This is a genomic window from Mesorhizobium sp. ArgA1, assembly GCF_053714375.1.
Map to the genome: position 1 here is coordinate 1 of NZ_JBSKBQ010000120.1, position 707 is coordinate 707.

Below are 707 nucleotides of genomic sequence, written 5' to 3' on the forward strand. Positions count from 1 at the left end.
CACATTCGGCGCAGCCGCGAACTGACGCGGTGGCCGACCCTGTGAAACAACGCGTCCCATCGCGATCTCGAAATGCCGGCTTTGATATCCGGGAACTGCGCGAATGTAAGCGCCATCAATGAAAACGGAAACGGCGGATTCGCTGGCTCGGCTGATGCGATAGGGGCTTGCGGCGTCCCACTCTTCGATCTGATCGGCGACCTTGGCGAGCCGGTTGCTGACGGTCCGGTGATTATGTGGTCGCGCGGCCGACACAAAGAGATCAAGCACACGGGCGGCTTCTCGAAACGACAGCCGGGAGCCGAGTTCGGCCTGAATTCTCTCCAATTCCGGCGTTGCTCTGCCATTCAACAGTGTCTCAATGCTTCCGATGCCCGATCTTGCCTTCTTTCCGCACGCGCAGATGCGCAACCGAGGCACGCGCACACGACAAGGGCCGAAGAGCGATTGGACCGTACGAGATCTATAATCATGAACCCCGCGAAGGCGGTTGCAGTCGTGACATTTCCGATCCTGCTGGCCGGCTTGATCCGTCTGAAACTGTGTCAGCTCCTCCTGCAGACGGCGCTGTATCGCTTTGCCTTCCCCCAAGGAGAGGCCGAGGTCGTCGAGACCCGCTCCATCTACAATCCGTTCGACGACTGCGATTTGCCGACGTTGCCGAAGGCCATCGACCCCGACAAACTCGACCCAGACGTTCATCCTTA

1 pseudogene is annotated in these 707 nt (G+C 59.4%); it reads right to left on the bottom strand.

The annotated features are described in order from the left end of the window. Nucleotides 1-707, bottom strand: a pseudogene (locus tag ACWGTI_RS32615) (ISKra4 family transposase); the annotation flags it as partial.